The organism is Paenibacillus sp. EPM92 (assembly GCF_016586185.1).
Taxonomy (GTDB): Bacteria; Bacillota; Bacilli; order Paenibacillales; family NBRC-103111; genus Paenibacillus_G; species Paenibacillus_G validus.
This window is the reverse complement of record NZ_BCPS01000025.1, coordinates 108,488-126,422: the sequence shown is the minus strand read 5'-3', so window position 1 is coordinate 126,422 and position 17,935 is coordinate 108,488. Positions and strand designations below refer to the sequence as shown.

18 protein-coding genes are annotated in these 17,935 nt (G+C 44.6%); all 18 read right to left on the bottom strand.

Annotated elements, in window-relative coordinates:
• Positions 1 to 131 precede the first annotated feature (131 nt).
• The 18 genes from JMF85_RS05290 to JMF85_RS05205 all read right to left on the bottom strand — a co-directional run bounded on the left by JMF85_RS05290 (position 132) and on the right by JMF85_RS05205 (position 17,931).
• Positions 132 to 329, bottom strand: coding sequence for a cold shock domain-containing protein (locus JMF85_RS05290; protein ID WP_010496818.1), 198 nt, complete (start codon positions 327 to 329; stop codon positions 132 to 134).
• A gap of 383 nt (positions 330 to 712) precedes the next feature.
• Complete coding sequence (locus JMF85_RS05285) at positions 713 to 1,048, bottom strand: hypothetical protein (RefSeq protein ID WP_054797840.1); 336 nt, start codon at positions 1,046 to 1,048, stop codon at positions 713 to 715.
• Complete coding sequence (gene fliS, locus JMF85_RS05280; RefSeq protein ID WP_127610384.1) at positions 1,041 to 1,433, bottom strand: flagellar export chaperone FliS; 393 nt, start codon at positions 1,431 to 1,433, stop codon at positions 1,041 to 1,043. Before fliS ends, JMF85_RS05285 begins: the two co-directional genes overlap by 8 nt.
• Positions 1,434 to 1,475: 42 nt before the next feature.
• A complete protein-coding gene (gene fliD, locus JMF85_RS05275) occupies positions 1,476 to 3,032 on the bottom strand; it encodes a flagellar filament capping protein FliD (protein ID WP_201317859.1) in 1,557 nt (518 codons plus the stop codon).
• Positions 3,033 to 3,054: 22 nt separating this feature from the next.
• Positions 3,055 to 3,465, bottom strand: a complete 411-nt coding sequence (locus JMF85_RS05270) for a flagellar protein FlaG (RefSeq protein ID WP_127610380.1) — start codon at positions 3,463 to 3,465, stop codon at positions 3,055 to 3,057.
• 86 nt (positions 3,466 to 3,551) lie between these two features.
• On the bottom strand, positions 3,552 to 4,745 hold the full coding sequence (gene pseC / locus JMF85_RS05265; RefSeq protein WP_201317858.1) for a UDP-4-amino-4,6-dideoxy-N-acetyl-beta-L-altrosamine transaminase: 1,194 nt from the start codon (positions 4,743 to 4,745) through the stop codon (positions 3,552 to 3,554).
• Between the two features lie 35 nt (positions 4,746 to 4,780).
• Positions 4,781 to 5,728, bottom strand: coding sequence for a dTDP-glucose 4,6-dehydratase (locus tag JMF85_RS05260; protein WP_054797836.1), 948 nt, complete (start codon positions 5,726 to 5,728; stop codon positions 4,781 to 4,783).
• Positions 5,729 to 5,766: 38 nt separating this feature from the next.
• Entirely contained in the window at positions 5,767 to 6,567 is an 801-nt protein-coding gene (locus JMF85_RS05255; protein ID WP_127610376.1) for a formyl transferase, read from the bottom strand.
• On the bottom strand, positions 6,564 to 7,919 hold the full coding sequence (locus tag JMF85_RS05250; protein ID WP_236595741.1) for a DUF4910 domain-containing protein: 1,356 nt from the start codon (positions 7,917 to 7,919) through the stop codon (positions 6,564 to 6,566). Before JMF85_RS05250 ends, JMF85_RS05255 begins: the two co-directional genes overlap by 4 nt.
• A gap of 19 nt (positions 7,920 to 7,938) precedes the next feature.
• Positions 7,939 to 8,991: a pseudaminic acid synthase gene (gene pseI / locus JMF85_RS05245; protein ID WP_127610374.1), complete on the bottom strand. Its 1,053-nt coding sequence runs from the start codon at positions 8,989 to 8,991 to the stop codon at positions 7,939 to 7,941.
• A 19-nt stretch (positions 8,992 to 9,010) separates the two neighbouring features.
• On the bottom strand, positions 9,011 to 9,706 hold the full coding sequence (locus JMF85_RS05240) for an HAD family hydrolase (RefSeq protein WP_201317857.1): 696 nt from the start codon (positions 9,704 to 9,706) through the stop codon (positions 9,011 to 9,013).
• Positions 9,703 to 11,601: an NAD-dependent epimerase/dehydratase family protein gene (locus tag JMF85_RS05235; protein WP_201317856.1), complete on the bottom strand. Its 1,899-nt coding sequence runs from the start codon at positions 11,599 to 11,601 to the stop codon at positions 9,703 to 9,705. Before JMF85_RS05235 ends, JMF85_RS05240 begins: the two co-directional genes overlap by 4 nt.
• Positions 11,588 to 12,163 carry a GNAT family N-acetyltransferase gene (locus tag JMF85_RS05230; RefSeq protein WP_054797834.1) on the bottom strand — a complete coding sequence of 192 codons (576 nt, stop codon included), beginning with the start codon at positions 12,161 to 12,163 and terminating at the stop codon, positions 11,588 to 11,590. Before JMF85_RS05230 ends, JMF85_RS05235 begins: the two co-directional genes overlap by 14 nt.
• A 21-nt stretch (positions 12,164 to 12,184) precedes the next feature.
• Positions 12,185 to 12,907, bottom strand: a complete 723-nt coding sequence (locus JMF85_RS05225) for a cytidylyltransferase domain-containing protein (RefSeq protein ID WP_054800139.1) — start codon at positions 12,905 to 12,907, stop codon at positions 12,185 to 12,187.
• Positions 12,904 to 14,076 (bottom strand): UDP-galactopyranose mutase, encoded by a 1,173-nt coding sequence (glf, locus tag JMF85_RS05220; RefSeq protein ID WP_201317855.1) that lies wholly within the window; start codon positions 14,074 to 14,076, stop codon positions 12,904 to 12,906. Before glf ends, JMF85_RS05225 begins: the two co-directional genes overlap by 4 nt.
• Before the next feature lie 20 nt (positions 14,077 to 14,096).
• Complete coding sequence (locus tag JMF85_RS05215) at positions 14,097 to 14,591, bottom strand: hypothetical protein (protein WP_236595740.1); 495 nt, start codon at positions 14,589 to 14,591, stop codon at positions 14,097 to 14,099.
• 11 nt (positions 14,592 to 14,602) lie between these two features.
• Positions 14,603 to 15,502: a glycosyltransferase family 2 protein gene (locus tag JMF85_RS05210; protein WP_201317854.1), complete on the bottom strand. Its 900-nt coding sequence runs from the start codon at positions 15,500 to 15,502 to the stop codon at positions 14,603 to 14,605.
• Positions 15,499 to 17,931 carry an HAD family hydrolase gene (locus tag JMF85_RS05205; protein WP_201317853.1) on the bottom strand — a complete coding sequence of 811 codons (2,433 nt, stop codon included), beginning with the start codon at positions 17,929 to 17,931 and terminating at the stop codon, positions 15,499 to 15,501. The genes JMF85_RS05210 and JMF85_RS05205 overlap by 4 nt, the downstream gene beginning before the upstream one ends.
• Positions 17,932 to 17,935 lie beyond the last annotated feature (4 nt).

Below are 17,935 nucleotides of genomic sequence, written 5' to 3'. Positions count from 1 at the left end.
GTAAAACCCTTCATTAAAGCCCTTTCAAAAAAAAGAACACCCCGAATTTCTTCAGAGTGTTCTTCTTATCGCTGCTACATTCCCCCAAAACCATAACCATCTATGCTAGCGGCCTTGCGGACCGCGGATGATTACAACTTGACGACGTTAGCTGCTTGAGGACCACGTGCGCCCTCTACGATATCAAACTCAACGGATTGGCCTTCTTCCAATGTTTTGAATCCATCAGTTTGGATAGCGGAGAAGTGTACGAATACGTCGCCACCGTCTTCACGCTCGATGAAACCGTAACCTTTTTCTGCGTTGAACCATTTAACTTTACCTTGCATGCCAAACATTCCCTTCATCATCAAATAACTGCAAGCTTTAGCCTACATTTCGAATATATCACTCCCTCAACATCCATGTCAATCCAAGTTCCACCATGTTAGCAAAATATTTAGAAAATTCGTGTATTAACATGAGGTTAACAAATTTCTACAATTTATTCACAACGAAAAACCTTGTCCTGTCGCGGTTTTCCGACATTTTCCGCAAAGTTATCAACAGAGTTATGCACATTGTCCACAGGGGTCGGTGAGTTGTTTTTTCTTACATCCATACGAACGATGACACGCAATTCGCGGTGCGACGCAATGCTTAAACCGTTTGTTCAATTAAAAAAACCAAGCCCCTATACAAGGACTTGGTCTCCATACCCCATTAGCCGTTCTTACTTCCGCTTGTCCACAAACGCACTTTCCATCGAATAATTCGTTTCATACGCATTGCGTTGCAGTCGGGCGGCATCCATTTTCTTCAAGCCATCGCCGGCTTCTGATTTCAGCTTGTGCATCGCGGTTAAGAGCAATTCATCGTACCGAAGTATACGTTGAATTTGCTCTTTATGATCAGGACGCAGCTCTACACTATTTGTAATGCCTTGTATTTCATAAATAATTCTTCCCCGCTCCGTTACGAACGTATCAAACTCTTCTTCCGTTACCGAATCGAGCTTGACTATAAAGCCTTCGGTCAGCTGCTCGAGTTCCGTTAACAGCCTATCCATGAGTAATACCGGCTGCCTGGGCGCTGGCAAGCTTGGCGGCTTGAACCCACGTTTCCTTTAATTCTACTAAGTATCCAAGCACTTCTTCCGCCGGCTCTGCAACTTTTTTAGTATTGGCTTCGATCAGCCGAAATACGAAGTAATCATAAAGTTTAACCAAATTTTCAGAGATCTCCATATTCGGGTTGGCTGTCATGGCCAATTCTCTCAAAATCTCTTGAGCTTTGCATAAATTATAGTTCACATCGTCGAACTTCCTCTGCTTAATGCCCTGGATGCCCAGACGACAAAACCGGATTGCGCCGTCGTATAACATGATGAGTAATTGTGCTGGGGTTGCCGTTTGTACAGCTGTCGCCAAATATTTATTCTGTGCTGGTATCATCGATGTTCCTCCCTAACAACTGGTTGGACCCTTGTATTTCATCTATTGGCTTAATTGGGATAAGTAACTGGACTGGGAATTATATTTATTAATAACGGCCTCCATGGCTGTAAACTTTCGATAATACATGTCTTCCTGATTTTTAATACGTTCATTGGCTACATCAATGTCCTTGTCCAATAAATACAGCTTTTTCCCGATGTAGCTTTGATCTTTGGCACCAGTATCAAAGCTGCCGGGACTCCCGGCTTTCTGGATCATTTCATTCAACGTAAGCTGCGCATGATCGTACAGCCTCTTGGCGATCCCGATATCGGATTGATCCGAATCGCCGTTTCCTGTTGCAGTAAACAAGGCCATGATAGCCTCCGGCTCTTTTTCAATCGCTTCTTTTAATTTACTTTCGTCTTTGATATACAGCTTTCCTCGTTCTATGTATTCTCCGGTCTCAATACCAATAGAAGCCAGTGTCTTATATTTCTTGCTTCCGGTTTCGACTTGAGAAAACACATCAAGCCGCATGGTGCTAACGGCTCTACTGAGGATATCATCGTTCTTGAGCATACCACTCTTGGCCTTTTCTTCCCATTGCGTGATATCCGATTCTTTCATGTCTTTCTTTTGGGTATCTGTGAGGGGTTGAAAGCTTTTATACCTGGCTTCATTAAGCTTATCGTTAAGCGTTTGTAAGATATCGTTGTAGTCTTTAACGAAAGCTTTCACTGTATCCATGATTTTATTCGTGTCGGTATCTACAGTTAATGTGGCAGGATTGCCGGGATCCTTCTTAAGTAATGTAACCTCTACCCCATTTACGGTTATCTTATTGCTTGCATAGGAGCCCTCGGGCATCCCGTTAATCGATACTTTGGCATTGACTGCAACTTTCTCATTCGGACCGCCCGTGGCCACTTTCAGACTTTGGGTTAAAAAATTGCCCGAGAAGGTTATTCTCTCGCCAAGGTTAGTTCCTGGCGCTGCGCTATCTGAAGCAGGATCCGACGGGTTGTTAACAAGCCCCGTGTTTTTGGACACAAACGATACGAATCCTGTAGTGCTATCATAAAACGCATTGACATCCGTTGTTTTGTTGATTCGGTCGATGACATCATTCAGGGAGTCTTTCGTCGGATCGAACTTCACTTTCGTCCCGTTGATCGTAAACTCGTTGCCTCCCGGATCGAAAACGTCAAATTTCTCCACTTGGGTAGAGAGTGTCAAGGTCGGATCTATCTTTTGCCCCGTCTTCCGAATGTCGCCGGCGCTGTAATTGCTTGCAGCCGTCGCCATTTCCTTGACTTCAATTTTAAACGTTCCGTTCACGGCATTACCGGTAGCTTTCGCTGAAATAGCCGCAGCGTTACCGGCAACGTCTACCGTCTTGGCTGCAAAGGTTCCCTCCAGACGATAGCTGCTTAATTTATTATTCCTAAAATCGTAAATCTTCGTGTTCATGTCGCGGTATGCTTCCCGCTGCCACTGTATCGTTTGTTTGTTTTGATAAAGCTTATCTACGGAAGCCCGCTTCGCCTGCATCAATTGACTGATAAGGCCTTCCGTATCTATGCCGCTGGCCAGACCGGATACGCGATTGATCATGAGTCACACCTTCCTTCCTTGATTATCTCCGTTCATCTATCAATATACCGGCCATCTCCCAAACCTTGGCGATAAAATCCAGGTTTTTTTCAGGGGGGATCTCCCTCAATATCTTTCCGTTCTCTTTGTCAATCACCTTTACCATAATTCGCTTCGTTTGCTCGTGTACGGAAAAATCAAGCGATGTGGAATGGCCTTGCATGGCTTTTACCGCCCGGTCGATTGCTTTAATCAACTGTTCGTCGCTAACTGAAACATATTCTCCCCGTAACTCAGCTGATTTCAGATCTTTTGCGGATTGCAGGTTTACAGGCAATAATGACGCTTCGGCAGCGGCTGGCAAATCCGTTGATTTCACTCGGGCCTGCCCTTCCACCGATGTCCGTTCTCCTCCGTTGGAGGGCGTTCCGTTTATTGAAAAATTAGCGCTCATCAACATCCCCTCCCATTTCCGTTATACGGTTAGTATTTATATCGGAAACAATACGGATTTGTTTTAGAGCGATTTCGCATAATATTTTAGATTTGAACGTATTGTTGATATATTTTTTTGACCGCCCGCACCACATCTTCCACATCTTGACGTGTCATCTTGGGGAAGAGGGGTAACGTAATCGCTTCTTGGTAGAAGGCCTCGGCTTCAGGACAATGCGTGGAGCTGTAGCCCATTCTTTGATAATAAGGCTGCTTATACACGGGAATGTAGTGCACATGCACGCCTATATTTTCCGCCCGGAGCGCCAGGAAGAGTTCTTGCCTGTCTACTTTAAAAGCCTCGCGCTCAAATCTAAGCATATAGAGATGCCAGCTTGAGTTCGCGAAAGCAGCCTGATAAGGAATTCGAATACCCGGCAAATTGGCAAAAGCTTCATGATAATAAGCGGCAATCTCCCTGCGCTTGCGTACAAATTCATCCAGCTTCTTCATTTGTGAGCTGCCTAAGGCTGCCTGAAGATCTGTTAAGCGATAGTGATATCCCAGTTCGTGCATTTCATAATACCAAGGCCCTTCATCCTGCGTTAATAAGGAAGGATCTTTCGTGATTCCATGACTCCGGAAGAGCTGAAGCTTTCGGTACAAATCCTCCCGGTCCGTCACAATGACTCCTCCCTCACCGGTTGTAACGTGTTTGACAGGGTGAAAGCTGAACATCGTCATATCCGCGAAAGAGCCGATTTTTCTGTTTTGATACTCAGCACCCAGCGAATGTGCCGCATCCTGGATGACCAAAAGCCCATGCTCCCGGGCTATATTCATAATGGCCTCAATCTCTACAGGCTGCCCTGTAAAGTCCACCGGAATAATCGCTTTGGTGCGAGGAGTAATTTTTCTCTTGATATCCTCAGGATCGATGTTATAGGTCGCCGGATCGATGTCTGCGAACACCGGAGTCCCGCCGCAATATAAGACGCAGTTGCTGCTGGCCACAAACGTAATCGGTGTGGTGATCACTTCGTCGCCGGTCCCTATACCCGCCGCGAAGCACGCGCCATGCAGTGCCGCTGTACCGCTGGAAAAGGCAACGGCGTATCGGGCTCCTGCATACGATGCCACTTCTTTTTCAAATTCCGTGATGTAAGGGCCTTGCGTAATAAAAGGGCCGCGCAGCACGCTGACCACAGCATCGATATCCCGCTCATCGATCCACTGCTGTCCGTAAGCCAGCATGGTGGAGCGAACCGGTACACCCCCCTGTATCGCAAGCTTCTCCATGAATACATCCTCCTTCGATAAAATAAAGTCACCCGTTACATCAGGTGACTTGTTTGAATCCATTCCGCTGTTCTGCGGATGCCTTCTTCTAAGGAAACCTCCGGCTCCCAGCCTAACAGCTCTTTCGCTTTGTCATAGTTGCACAACAGCTTGGGAATCTCGCTTTGCGGATGAATATGCGTAACATGCTTGATTTTTCCATCGTCTTCTGCAATCAGCTTGGCCAGTTGGTTAATAGTGATATCTCTGCCTAAGCCTGCATTCACAATCTGCCCGTTCACCCGGCCTGAATATCCGGCCGCCACGACAAAACGCGCACAATCCTCCACATAAAGCAGGTCGCGGGTTTGCGTTCCATCTCCATAAATGTGCAGGTCTTTACCGGCCAATGTATTTTTGATGAAGATGGCTACTACGCCGCCTTCGCCGCCGGTTTTCTGGAACGGACCGTACGTATTGAAAGGGCGGATAACCACGGTTGGCAAATCATAAGCATGGTAATAGGAAAGAACCATGTTCTCCGCCGCGATTTTTGACCCTGCATAAGGCGAAGCAGGCTTGATTGGATGCTGCTCGGTAATCCCCTTATCATCCATGCAGCGATCGTATACCATGCAGGTGCTCATAAAGACAACTTTTACGGTGTGCTTCCGGCATTCTTCCAGCACATAGAAGGTTCCGACTGTATCGTTATTGAACGTAGTCTCCGGATCATCGATGGAATCTTGCACATTGATCGATGCACCCAGGTGATAGCAAACATCAAAGCGTCCTTCGGCAAAAAGCTTTTCGAGCAAGCCCCGATTTTTGATATCGCCTATAACAAACTGGACTAGCCCCGGATGTCCTTGAAACTCATCCAGGTTATCTTCGCGTCCGTTGGACAAATCGTCCAATACCGAAACCTGATGTCCGTCGTTCAATAATCGTTTAACGACCCACCGGCCGATAAATCCGGCGCCTCCTGTGACCAATACGTTCATCAGCTTTCCCTCTCTTCTTTTACCGTGTCACGCGATATTTAAAAGGCCCGAATTAATGGAGGCTCCTGATGCCCCAGTTCTCCGTCCAAATATTTGTCTACGATATCATTGTTAAAGGTATTGTAGATCAAGCGTAAATGCTGCGGTTTCCAGTCCTTTGATAAAAATAGCTTGCCGTTTGATCTTTGCGGTTCTTTAGGCAAGTCTGCTCCGCTTCTCAGCAGCCCGACCAGCTTCACGATATCGTCAGCCGCTTGCCTCACAGCTTTACAGGCCACATCGTGAATTCCATCGCCTTGCGATAATTCAGGGACCGAGTGATGGACAATGTCCCCTCCATCCAAGCTGGAAGTGAGATAATGAACCGTCATGCCCGCCCAATTGGGCTGAAGAAAGTAAAAAGGCCAGAATAAAGTAATGCTGCCTCTATACCATGGGGATAACCCTCCATGAATATTCCAAGCATACGCCGGAAATTTGGCCAGCAGAGCGTCATCAATCTTGTGAACACCAAAGCTGATTACAATATCCGGTCCATTAGATTGTACCCAATCGGCTACCTTCTCGGAATTAAGTTCACCCGATGTCACATTCATCTGAGAAATATCGGTCCAATCCAATCCCTCTGCCTGTCCAAACCAACGTCTCTCTGCTGCTTCACGGTCGGAGAAGTGGCGTATAAAGTTGACCCGGTCTTGATCCGACAATCCCTCCGGCGGGGCAGGAACGAAGTCCTCCCGGTTTTCGATCAAAAGACCCTGCAGCATACCCGCTTCCTTCAGCTTTTGGGCTATATATAGATGTCTTGGATGCGAGCCGGTTAAAAAAACGACTTTCATGTCATCATCTCATTTCTTGGCTCCAAGAAAGGACCCTTCAATAATTGTTTATCTATTAACATGTTTATAATGGGTTCAAGATCTGTTAGAGAGCAGTTGCATTTCTCAGCAATCTCCAGTAAAGAATAGCAACCGTCGCAATAGTTTAGCAGCATCAGTATCCGGTCAAGCTGCATACGATTATCGGCAACGTTATTGCTGGAGTAAATTCCGTTAAGAGGGAAATTCAAATCCGGGTATAAGTCGTGTTTGTCCAGCTTCACCTCTCCAAACGGACGCTGATTCACATAAAATCCGTTCAACTCAAGAGCTTTCAATACGCTTTCCAACTCGTCGACACTTTGCTGCAGGGCTTCAATTGTCATGACTTCTTTAGTATCGCAGGAATTATGGTACCCCGGATAGCAATTGTACACCATTCGGGACATTTGTCCTACCGGAAGATTGAATCCTGGGGAGCAGTACTGACGTTCGTCAGAGCCGTTAATCGGTGTAAAAGACCGAATATTCCCTTGTAGCGATTCAAATCTGAACAAATGCTCGACCACTTGATCCACAGGTGAACTGCCGCGGCGGGATGTTTTGTAGCTTAGCGGGTGCTCAAGACCGCCCAAACACGTTAGCACTAACCCAGAATATAGGCTCTCCTTGAGTTTTGCCCCAAAACGATGGAGGTACGTGATGCTTCCGATCGTTTCCGGGACAAACACAAACCTATACGTAAATCTTCTTCTCGGCCAAGACGCCAGTCTCCGGTAAAGAAAGGCTGCTGTCACCGGACCGCTGAGCTCATTATTAGCCATTGATGGATGGCATATATACGTGCTGATTAAAATTTCCCTATCGCTTTCTCCAGGCAAAATCGAATGAGCAAAGTTCAACTCGCCATCCACATGATCACTATCGATATAAGCATGGTAGGTCCCCTCTTCCAACTGCTCCATGAGCCGGTGGGGAAGGCAAAAGCCCCATCTCTCTTTATAATAAGAAGTAACGTAAGGAATGGCCTCAGGCATATGAGGGATTGTAAACAAATGCTTTTTCAATTCGTCCAAGCTCATTCTCCGGTCAATTGGAACGCTATAATTCAACACATGTAAATTACTGTCTTTGAAATCAATAATTTTGGAACCATCCGGCCCTTTTACCCATGCATCGCGAATACGCCATTCCTTTGGAATTTGCCAATCAAATACCGGACTGCCTGTTGGTTGCCCAAAATGTTCCAAGGGTAAATATTCGCCTAAAATCTCCAAGCTCTCCCGCAATCCCGGACCCGTAATGCTTCGGCAGATTGGAAATAATCGATCAAACAACTCATCCATGCTGCGATGCTCTTCGATTGTTTTCAAGAGGTGTAAAGCTCCTTCTCTATAAAATGCTGTCCCATGTAACTGGAGCGCCCTTTTTAATCTCCCGATTAACTTTACGGCCCAGAAGGATGTCATAATACTTTGGCGCTAAACCTAGACCAGGACGGATGACTCGCAAATTATCTTTGGTCAGGACATCCCCAGGCTTGAGATCCTCGGCAAAATAAAGAGAGCGGCGATGTTTGAGCGATCCCTCTTCTTTGGATTGAAGACCATACTGTACTTTGCCTAGAGATTGCCATGCCCTTTCACTTTCTACGACTAAAGCATTCATCTCCTCCGGCTCCATGGAGAAAACGGAATCTACTCCGCCATCGGCGCGACGAAGTGTGAAATGCTTCTCAATCACGGTTGCGCCCAGTGCAATACCTGCTAGAGGGGCCCCGATGCCAAAGGTGTGATCGGACACCCCTACCTCGCACTGGAACAGCTGCTTCATATGAGGTATGGTCAACAAATTCGAATCCTCCGGCGTAGCCGGGTAAGAGCTTGTGCATTTGAGAAGAACCAGCTGTTCGCCACCGGCTTCCCGGGCAGCACGTACCATCTCGTCAAGCTCTGCAATCGATGCCATTCCGGTTGAAATAATTAACGGTTTTCCTGTTGATGCCGCTTTACGGATCAAAGGAAGATCTACATTCTCAAAAGAAGCTATCTTGTAACATGGGACATCAAGCTCTTCCAAAAAGTCAACAGCTGTTTCATCAAAAGGGGTACTAAAGCAAATGATCCCGAGTTCCTTGCACCGTTTAAAAATTGGCTCGTGCCACTCCCAAGGCGTATAAGCCTGTTGGTATAACGTATAAAGAGAATTGCCTTTCCATAAGCTGTTGGGATCATCGATGAAAAATTCGCCCTCGTTGATATCAAGTGTCATCGTTTCGGCAGTATAAGTTTGCAGCTTCAACGCATCGGCCCCTGCTTTCGCAGCGGCCTCTACAATCTGCAATGCCCTCTCCAGCGACTGATTATGATTTCCCGACATTTCAGCTATAATGAAAGGCCGATAACCGGAACCGATTTTGCGATGGCCTATTGTAATTTCCGACATGTTTATTCCTCCGCTTCCCTTAACAAGCAAATGGATCTTTGTATGCATTCAATCCTAATAAATTTGCCAATTCGTCCAGGCTCTCGATTTGATGTTCAGCTTCATAATCATTTGGCTTGATAAGCTCGCTAAAAGCACCCCTTATAATGCGAACAGTACGAAAACCAAGAGGTTTAATGCCCACGAAATCTTTATTAGGGTTATCTCCGATATATACAACATCCTTGGGATCAACCTGTTCTCTCTCACATATTTTCATAAAACAATGCGGAGAAGGCTTCTCATTCTTTATTCCGTACCTTCGCGTGATATAACAATGGCGAATAAACTCATGATCATAAAGCCCCAAAGCTTGTAATTTACTTTGCTGAACCAGCTTATTGCCGTCCGTCACAATATACATCGGATAGGCTTTCAGTTCTTCAAGACAACGACGGGCATCGTCATATAGCGAAATATCAGGACGATGCTTACGGTAAATATTTAAGCAATGAAGGATGTTCCCTTTCGTCTCCAGACCATACCGTGCAAGAACACAATTAAATACTTTTCCCCTGCCGTGCCTCTGCAATTCCAACCACATGGTTTGAAACGTTTCTTCCGGCTTCAAACCGAATCGATTATGCAAATCGAATGAAACGGCTTTAAACCCACTCTCTACAAACGTAAGCTCTTTATATAACGTGTCATCCAAGTCGAACACGACTACGGTCATACGATCAAATCCTCAGCGAAGCGTATTAGCCGCTTCTCTTTTTTTGAACGTAAGAACGGGTATTCGCTAATATCAGCACCTGCAGATTCCAGTAAGAACCAATAAAAACTGTCCAGTCCCGCTTCTACGCTAAGCGTAGATGCTCCACCGAATCTAGTGTTGCATTCAATGATATGCGGCATACCCTTTTCATCTACGAGCACTTGGAGTACGGCATGTCCATATAATCCAAGATGGTCCGCTATATCATAGGCCAGCTTCTCCAACTCAGGGTTATTCTCGGTCTTCGTAATCTGCGATTCGCCATTAACGACTAAATCACGCGAACGGACAATCGTTCCCTTAACACGGCCCATTCTGTCACGGTACAGGTCTATGGAATACTCTTTCCCTATAATGAAAGGCTGAAAAATCGGCTGCTTTAGATTCAATGCATGCAAAACCGCCATCTCTTTATTGAGGTCAAGCCCCAAACTTTCCGAGCCCGCGCCGAATCTCTCTTTTACAACATATTTTTCAGCTTCCATGTCCTTTATTGAAGTTGAAGTAGGGATCGCCGGGAACCCTGCATTTTTTAACGTTTCGTAGAAAAGCTGTTTATCCAAGCATTTTTGTACGGTATCAGGTTTCGATATCATAACATGGATGCCATGCTGCTTAAGCTCGCTTTGATGTTCCGCATAATATGATAACTCGCCGTCACGAGTCGGGATAATACATTTGACATCGTGCTCGTTACAATAACGAATTAACTCAGTCACCGGAAGCTGACCCAGCCGTGGCATTTCCCAGAACATATCGGTGAAATGTTTCCCGATACAGTTCGGATTGTTATCGGCACCAATGATCTGCGTCTCCAACCCCAGCTTTTGGACCGCCTTGTTGACCGACTTTAGCAGAGGTATCTTTTTCGATACACTGCTAATCAGAATACGGAACGGCTCCGAGCGTACCTCAGACGAGCTACAATCACGCTCATAAGCAATCATCTCCGGGATCGTATCCTCTAGATGTCTTTCGGGAGCCCAGCCGGTCCATTTCTTGAAAAGACTCATATCCGCCTGAGAGGCTTCATATGGTATATCGCTATCACCCTCGGTTACTTTCATGTGAGGAAAATGCAGCGCAAGGACATCCAGCACTTCCTGTACCCGCCGCGCTCTCCCGCTGCCCAAGTTAACAATCCCTACAGCATCGCTCTCGGCTAAGCGGATTAATCCCTCCGCGCCATCTTCTGCGTAAATGTAATCGAATAACCCCTCTTTACGGAAGACGGTAATCGTCTCATCCTGCAGCAGAGCGCGAATCCAACGAGATATGATGTCGCGGGAATTTTTCCCGTAGCTTCGATAAATCCTTGCGCTTACGGTTTGCAGGGACGTACCGCGGAAATGGTGTAGAAACTGCAGCTCCATCTCATGCAAAAGCTTGGCGACACCACAAAGATTACGCGGATAGATTTCTCCTTCCTCCTTCAGATTCACAGCCTCGAAAGCAGGCTCCTGAAACGTATATGTGGCAGGATTATAAATTAAATAACTGGATGCAAAAACAACCTTTCGGAGCGTCGGAATATCTTTTAAGCAGTGCATCAAATGATGACTAAGCCGGACATTATGCTCATAATTTTCATTCCAAAATTCATAGGTTTCTACAGAACGCTCGAAAGTGGCAGCCAAGTGAAATACATATTCCGGCTGAAACCGTTGCAGCTCTTGACAGCTGATATAATTTAAATCACCTTGCCTGTATATAATACTCGAATCCCAACCATGTGGACGAGGCTTTATATCCCCTACCATGACTTCAACTCCACGCTGAAGCAGTTTTTTCACAAGTTCTTGGCCTATTACACCGGCCCCGCCGCTGATAAAAACCTTTTTACCGGTTAGCATGATTAAACTCCTTTAAGCAGCCGTGTAGTAAGGAATCGACAAATTTACCGTCTACTACTGCATGTTGTCGCATCCGTCCTTCATATTGAAAACCGCTCTCTTCTAAAATCATCACATGATGTGGTCTTATATCATATGTTTCGGTAAATAGCCTGTTAAAATGGAGATCTTCAAACGCTACTTTCTTCATTAACGCAAGAAAAGCGGTAAAATCATTCCTGTACCCAGCTTTATCCATAATTCGGTTCGTATTTAAAAGGAAGGAAATCTCCGCTCTTTTGCACATCCAATCGTTATTCGTTAAACCGCCGTATCCGATACATTCTCCATCCAATAAGAAGCTGAACAAAATGATAGTAGGATGTTCTTGATCAAACGAGGGTCGGACGACATGCTGATAATAAGACTGTTGATCTTCGTCCGTCAATACCTTGCTTTGCCGCAATACCGACATTTGCTCATTTCTCCATTGCTTGATGGATAGCATGTCTTGTTGCCGCAACGTAACAGCTTCATATCCTCCAGTACGGTAGAATGATTCTTTTAAACAACGATATTTCATAACTAGATACTCCTGTCTTGTCTAAACGACCGGTTTCTGCTGGATATGGGCATTAATTGCCGCTACATCTGGATTAGCAAGTAAATATTGTACTACCGTTTGCGAAGAAATCAGCTTGTCCTGAGAATGATTGGCAATAGCTTTAAGCAGTTCATAATCTTCCGGAGTATCTAGCGTAATACGAAGCTCTGGATGCTGTAAGGACTCGGGTATCTTACAGTAAGCCGCTTTAAACCGCTCCGGATATTCGTAGGCGTAGTACGTCACATGTTCACGATGCCGGTGCTCTTTGCCGTAATGATACATGTATTCTAAGGCTTGGAATGAAACCATTTCGATGGCCAAGCCTCGCGGCAGGGCGCCTTGAAGCAGTACGATGTCACTGGGATTCTCTTCCATCACCTGCACCACTTGATTTCCCAAGTGATAATCGATAAATGGACAATCGCTGGTGACTCGAATCACATAATCGGGTGCGTACGCTTTAGCGCATTCGTAATACCGGGAAAGCACATCGTCCTCAGAACCACGGAAGCAAGTCACTCCGTTTTCTTCACACCACTCTACGATAGGTTCATCCTGCTCTAAGGTTGAGGTAGCCACGATGACATCCTGCACTTGGTTGATTTGTCTGCAGCGTGTTACATCATAATCCAGTACCGTGGTCATCCCGAGAGGCTTTAAGATTTTTCCTGGCAGTCGGGTCGACCCCATACGTGCCTGGATAATCAGAATAATCTTCATTCTTGGGTTCCACCTTTAACTTTTTCTTCAAACAACCGCAATGCCCTAGCCACGCACGCATCCATATCATAATATTTGTACTCGGCAAGTCGTCCGAGCAAGACGAATTGATCAAATTCCTTCGCTTTATCCCTATACTTTTCATATCTTTCTTGATTTTCAGGGCGCGGGATCGGGTAGTAAGGTATATTTTGCCCTTCCACATCTTTGATATAGGCTTGCGGATACTCTTTCACGATGGTTGTATATCCATGCTGCTGTCCGGTTAAGTGCTTAAACTCGGTAATTCGCGTAAAATCATACTCATTCGGGTAGTTAACCGTGCCGACATTCTGAAAACGTTCTTGATGGAGCGTTTCAAACTGAAAACGCAGCGAGCGATACGGGAGTTCCCCATACTCGTAGTCAAAAAGCTCATCAATCTTTCCGGTAAAAATAACCTTGCCCCTAAAAGGCACCCCAAAAAGTGTCACAGCCTTCCGTTCCCAATCAGCCTTGATCACTTCCCTATAATCGGTATTCAGCATGATCCTGATGTTCGGATGGCCCAACATCCTTTCGAACATCGCCGTATAGCCCTTTTGGGGCATGCCTTGGTAAGCATCTTGGAAATAACGGTCATCCCTAGAGATATAAATGGGAACTCTTCCAGTAACTAAGGGATCGAGCTCCTCAGGCCTCATTCCCCACTGCTTGGTGGTGTAGTTCAGAAACACCTTCTCATAGACGAACTCCGCCAACCATTTTAAGTCCACATCATCCGTGTTCCGCAGCTTCAGGATCGGCACCTTCACATTATAACCGAAAGCTCGAAGAAGCTTGTCTTCCAGCTTGGCCGCTGTGTGAGTCGGCAGAAGCGTATATAGTGTATTTAGGTTAAAAGGAATAGGAGCCTTGTTCCCGTCAACGCTTCCCAGAACATGGTGATGATACAAATACCAATCCGTATATTGAGACAGATAATCCCATACATATTTAACTCTTGTATGAAAAATATGCGGCCCGTATTGATGGACGAGCAATCCCGATTCATCATACCGATCGTAGACATTTCCGGCGATATGGCGACGTTTCTCAATGATAAGTACTTTCTTGTTCAATTCATTGGCAATCCGTTCTGCCATGACTGAGCCGGAAAAACCCGCGCCCACGATGATATAGTCGAACATAGGGAGACCTCCATTAAACCTTATTTCTTCTTCAATCTTCTAAGCATCATCGGCAACCCAATAGTTAACGGAACCGCAAGCAGAACCGTAACTAGCACTGAAATAGCCGAAATCAATAAGCTGCGAGCTCCCATACCGATAATGGAGACCATGCTAACTGGGCGCAAATCAGAGATGAGATTACAAATATAGCGTTTCTTAGCATTTATCGTTAATGAAAACAGAAGTACATTTAAAAAACCTGCTCCTGTCAAATTGGATACCGGAACGATGACACAATCAAATTTCTGATCTTTGAATTCTTGCACTGGACGCCAAAAAGAAAAGCTTTGTTTATAAGGATACACATATATTTTACTTAACAATTTATATTTCTCGGCTAGCTTAACACCATGCTCATGAGTTAACATTTGAAACCGATGATCGGGCAGTGCCTCCTCTATCGCCGGAAAATTTTTATCCAGTTGTTGAAAGCTTGCCGAACGTATAATTAGAGCATTTTTCAGATTGACCAACCACCTTTCGATTACCGATAAAACGTAAAAAAGACATCAAAGGGGACCCGAAGGCGCTGAACAATATCAGACCGAACAGCTTTTCGCTTGTTTCGGATTGCGTCCGACTGACTGAAGGCGGCAATTAAAGCTTTGAGATATACATTTGTTCTTTGCTCCATGGATGCGTATAAACAATCATAGATTAACTTGAGAGTCTGTTTTACAGCCGCTCTAATCGGATAGTTCTTCCACACAATCCAAAAGGCGTTTCTAGTGTAATAATAAGGCGCCCTCCACGACGCTCGATTTTGTGGCGAGAATTTATGATAAGCAACCACATCTGAAAAAAACTCGATCTTATAGTTCAAGTCTAAAATACGGAAAGCGACGTCCAGTTCGTTATTATAAAGAAAAAAATCTTCAGGGTAGAACCCAACTTCTTTAAATATATCTTTTCGAACACCAGCTCCAGCTCCGTTAAAAGACATCAGATAATCTTTTGTGATTGCAGCCGTGTTAACATCTCCACTTTCCGCTTCCATCGTTTTTACTTCGTCATAGTTGAAGTAATTTCGAACGTCGAAAGCTACCACGCCTAATTGTGGATCTTTCTGAAATTTATCAACCATTCGACGGATAGCTTGTTTAGCAGGAAAAGAATCATCATCTAGAATAACGATATATTCACCGCTTGCATTCTCAAACCCAATGTTATAAGCCTCGATCCCTAGGTTCTTATACATGCGAATTAATCGCGCTTCGGGAAATTCCTGTTCTACCATCGTCTGTGTTCCATCCGTTGAGCCGTTGTCTACTACAATGACCTCTAAAGCTCCATATTCGATCTCACGAATACGCCGCAGGCTTTCGTATACATCTTCTTTGCGGTTCCAACAAAGCATAACGATGCTCACGCATGGCTCCTTCATCCCTGGGCCTCCTTGCCTATTTGAAGGCTAAATATTTGCGGCGATCTACCGACATCTTGAAATTTTGTTCTGATATCCATGATAATATCGCTAATAAAAGAAAGGGAGCCAACTGCAAAAACATCAATGTTTTTTGACAAAGCCGATGTTAACGAGATCACTTCTACTCCATCTATCTTCTGTCCCCAAAGGGAAGGTTTTCTATCTACAAAGTAAGCTACTTTAATTTGATTTAGACGGGCAATTTTCAGTAATGATTGTCCTACATCACCTGCCCCGTAGATCGTAATTTCATGAATATGGGCTTGTCGAAGATTGGATACAAGATGACTCATCATGTAAAGATATCCATGGGCAGTGCTATGCTTCAAATAATGCCGAAAAATTACAGCAGGGTCAGATCGTGTGACTACACCTTGAGGCCAGTAAACCTCAGTAGCTTTAAATCCAAAGCGGCCTAGCTCTAAAAAATGCTCCGAACCTAATCGATTACATAATTCTAAATCTTCTTTTGTGCAAATGCTGCTTGCATGCTCACTTCCAAAGTTATCATCATGTGTCAAACCACCAAAATGATGAGCCTCTTCGGCTGTTGGCATGTCAATAACTCTATGAATAAGTTTAGCAAAATCACGGTTTGACGCGTCTGGAATTTTCATCAATTGTGATTTTTTCTCTTTTAAGTAGTACCAATAACCTTGAAAGGCCATTACACCTTCTTGACAGATTTGTTTATTTCTAATTTCTTCTTCTCCATATTTTAATTCCCCTAATATTGGCTTTGAGGCACCTTGGTGTTGTTCATAACCTAATGTGGAGCCTATTTCACCCATTAACAACTCTTCCAAAAATTCAGGACTTCTCATAATAGTCTTGATTAAATCGTGGTTTTCCCCACTATTTCCCGTAAACCCGCGAATATCGAGCCCCGCTAGAAGATGATGCTTCGTTTCTTCGCCGCCAACGGCAAGAAGATGACTTATATCGAAAGGAATGCCTGATATTTTCAATGCAGCATTTATAGATCTTTGGATTGTTCCTTTAAAGCCTAAATCAACGGTCACGATGCCGTCAAAAGAATTACAGGTTTGTTGTAAGTATTGAACTAAATCATTTCTTCTTTTATCAATAACTTCCCGTATTTTCTCTTGCACAACCGAGCTTGTCAGTACATTCTTCAAGCTCTGCTTCAAATTGCCGCCCTGCGGCAAAACAATTTTTGCCGATTCACTTAATGGTATATGAGCAAATTCTAGGTAAGCTTGCAGTTCCTTTTCTAATTCAAGCATTCGTATGAGATCCGCCACAGTAAAATGATTTCTCTCGAATAAATTACCGAAATGCTCCTCATCGAACGCATCCAGCCCCGCTAAAAAAGTAGCTTGTCTGGAAACGTACAAAGGTTCGATTTTTATATCAAGCCGCCGCATTTGCGCCGCCTTCTTGAGCATGCCGGTAAGCAATATTCCCTCCCTGAGAAATGGATAAATGGCCTTTCTTCGCTCTTGAACACAAATGTCCAGTATCCAGTCACAATAGGCTGCTAAAAAAGGCCCATATACTTCAGCCCCGAATCGAAACCAAAATTGATCATCCTCTGGGTATTCAGCCGATGTTGCTCCAGCTAGCTTTCGAATCGATTGTAATTGGGGCAAAATATCATGATGTCGAACTTTCTCCCATTCAAAAACACCTTCAAAATCAGATGGTATTACTTTATAGTGAATAGCCTTGATACCAAACTGGATTGCCCCGTATACATCCGCATCTGCGCTATCCCCTATATGTAGATACGCATCGATATTTTCATTAGGAAAACGCGTCACCATTTGATGAAAGAGGTTCCCATTAGCCTTGCCCCCCCCCTCTTCATTGGAAACGAACATGAAGTCAATCAACGATTCTTCTAGTCCTGACGAACTGATAAGTCTCTTGATTTGCTCTGAGGAAAGATACATATCCGATAGAAGAACAATCTTGGTTCCATTTTTTTTAACACTCTTAATTAGTGACTCGATATTAGGATTTAGATAGCAGACTTGCCTCTCCACTTCTAATTCAAGGTTCATAATCTTAGCTCGATCGCCTATATTTTGCGGCAGCATTTCATATATTTGCTCGAAAGTAACCTCATCATGCCCTGCTTCTTTTTTGAGTCTGAATCTTGCCTTTCTCTCAGCTAATATTCGGATTTCTTGAAACTCTTTTGCCGTTAATCCATTTCTTACAAGCTGCATTTGAATGGCTTGCTGTCCCACCAGGTAAAAGACATCAGCAGGCTTCTCACATGTTCTTAATAAGAGTGTATCAAACACATCTAAGCTCAAGACTTTAATATTATTGACATAGCCGATGATTGTATTTAGGTATCGATCTCTTTTCCAAAGCGAATCATCGAACGGCTTGTCCCACCATTGAACGGATGTCATATTT

What these genes read in the sequence shown, in the direction of transcription:
- JMF85_RS05290 (WP_010496818.1), bottom strand. Translation starts at nt 329, where the DNA reads ATGCAAGGTAAAGTTAAATGGTTCAACGCAGAAAAAGGTTACGGTTTC.
- JMF85_RS05285 (WP_054797840.1), bottom strand. Translation starts at nt 1,048, where the DNA reads ATGGATAGGCTGTTAACGGAACTCGAGCAGCTGACCGAAGGCTTTATA.
- fliS (WP_127610384.1), bottom strand. Translation starts at nt 1,433, where the DNA reads ATGATACCAGCACAGAATAAATATTTGGCGACAGCTGTACAAACGGCA.
- fliD (WP_201317859.1), bottom strand. Translation starts at nt 3,032, where the DNA reads ATGATCAATCGCGTATCCGGTCTGGCCAGCGGCATAGATACGGAAGGC.
- JMF85_RS05270 (WP_127610380.1), bottom strand. Translation starts at nt 3,465, where the DNA reads ATGAGCGCTAATTTTTCAATAAACGGAACGCCCTCCAACGGAGGAGAA.
- pseC (WP_201317858.1), bottom strand. Translation starts at nt 4,745, where the DNA reads ATGGAGAAGCTTGCGATACAGGGGGGTGTACCGGTTCGCTCCACCATG.
- JMF85_RS05260 (WP_054797836.1), bottom strand. Translation starts at nt 5,728, where the DNA reads ATGAACGTATTGGTCACAGGAGGCGCCGGATTTATCGGCCGGTGGGTC.
- JMF85_RS05255 (WP_127610376.1), bottom strand. Translation starts at nt 6,567, where the DNA reads ATGAAAGTCGTTTTTTTAACCGGCTCGCATCCAAGACATCTATATATA.
- pseI (WP_127610374.1), bottom strand. Translation starts at nt 8,991, where the DNA reads ATGTCGGAAATTACAATAGGCCATCGCAAAATCGGTTCCGGTTATCGG.
- JMF85_RS05240 (WP_201317857.1), bottom strand. Translation starts at nt 9,706, where the DNA reads ATGACCGTAGTCGTGTTCGACTTGGATGACACGTTATATAAAGAGCTT.
- JMF85_RS05235 (WP_201317856.1), bottom strand. Translation starts at nt 11,601, where the DNA reads ATGCTAACCGGTAAAAAGGTTTTTATCAGCGGCGGGGCCGGTGTAATA.
- JMF85_RS05230 (WP_054797834.1), bottom strand. Translation starts at nt 12,163, where the DNA reads ATGAAATATCGTTGTTTAAAAGAATCATTCTACCGTACTGGAGGATAT.
- JMF85_RS05225 (WP_054800139.1), bottom strand. Translation starts at nt 12,907, where the DNA reads ATGAAGATTATTCTGATTATCCAGGCACGTATGGGGTCGACCCGACTG.
- glf (WP_201317855.1), bottom strand. Translation starts at nt 14,076, where the DNA reads ATGTTCGACTATATCATCGTGGGCGCGGGTTTTTCCGGCTCAGTCATG.
- JMF85_RS05210 (WP_201317854.1), bottom strand. Translation starts at nt 15,502, where the DNA reads ATGAAGGAGCCATGCGTGAGCATCGTTATGCTTTGTTGGAACCGCAAA.
- JMF85_RS05205 (WP_201317853.1), bottom strand. Translation starts at nt 17,931, where the DNA reads ATGACATCCGTTCAATGGTGGGACAAGCCGTTCGATGATTCGCTTTGG.